Raw genomic sequence first — 998 nt, 5'->3', positions numbered from 1 at the left:
GCCCCCGGCGGAGGATTCGGTGGCCCGGGCGGCGGACCGGGCGGTTTCGGCGGCCCACCCGGCGGCGGCCGGCGCTGAGGCTTGTATCTGCCCGACCTCGCGCGATGGCCAGCTGACGACGTCGTCATGATCGCCGCGTCATTGCGGGACACGCAGCAGAGCGGGTCAGCCGGGCACCGCCTCAGCCCGCCGCCTCGCGCGCGAGCAGGTCGCGCTTGCGGTCCACGCCCCAGCGGTAGCCCGACAGGGATCCGTCCGAGCGGACCACCCGGTGGCACGGGATCGCCACCGCCAGGTGGTTCGCCCCGCAGGCCTGGGCGACGGCCCGCATGGACGTGGGCGCCCCGATGGCGCGGGCGATGTCCGCGTAGGTGGCGGTCGATCCGACCGGGATCGCCCGCAGGGCCGCCCAGACGCGCTGCTGGAACGCGGTGCCGCGGATGTCGAGGGGCAGGTCGAGGCCGGTGCCCGGCGCCTCCACGAGCCCGATGACCCGCGCCATCCAGGCCTCGAACGCGGGGTCGCCCCCCTCGATCTCGGCCCCCGGAAACCGGTCCTGCAGGTCGCGGACGAGAAGTTCGGGGTCGTCGCCGAGCAGGATCGCGCAGAGGCCGGCCTCCGTGGCGGCGACCAGGATCGCCCCCAGGCTGCAGGCGCCGACACCGAAGCGCATGCGGATGCCGAGCCCGCCCTTGCGATAGGCCGCAGGCGCCATGCCGAGACGCTCGGCGGCGCCGGCGTAGAACCGGCTCGCGGTCGCGTAGCCGGCGTCATAGAGCGCCGCCGTGACGGTGGTGGCCTTCGGCAGCGCGGCGGCCAGGGCCCCGGCTCGTCGGGCTTCCGCGTAGGCCTTGGGGGTCACCCCGGTGGCGGCCTTGAACACCCGGTGGAAATGGTAGGCGCTCAGACCCGCGGCGCGGGCGAGTTCGGAGAGCGGCGGCATCGTCTCGGCGGACTCGATCAGCCGGCAGGCCCGGGCCACCGCCTCGGCCCGGCGC

General features: G+C 75.8%; 1 protein-coding gene. It reads right to left on the bottom strand.

Going from position 1 to position 998, the window contains the following annotated elements:
• Positions 1-181: 181 nt before the first annotated feature.
• A partial coding sequence (locus FV228_RS30830; RefSeq protein ID WP_147857872.1) for a methylated-DNA--[protein]-cysteine S-methyltransferase occupies positions 182-998 on the bottom strand: 817 nt, incomplete at its 5' end.

The organism is Methylobacterium sp. WL18 (assembly GCF_008040015.1).
GTDB lineage: Bacteria > Pseudomonadota > Alphaproteobacteria > Rhizobiales > Beijerinckiaceae > Methylobacterium > Methylobacterium mesophilicum.
This window is presented reverse-complemented; position numbering and strand designations above follow the sequence as displayed.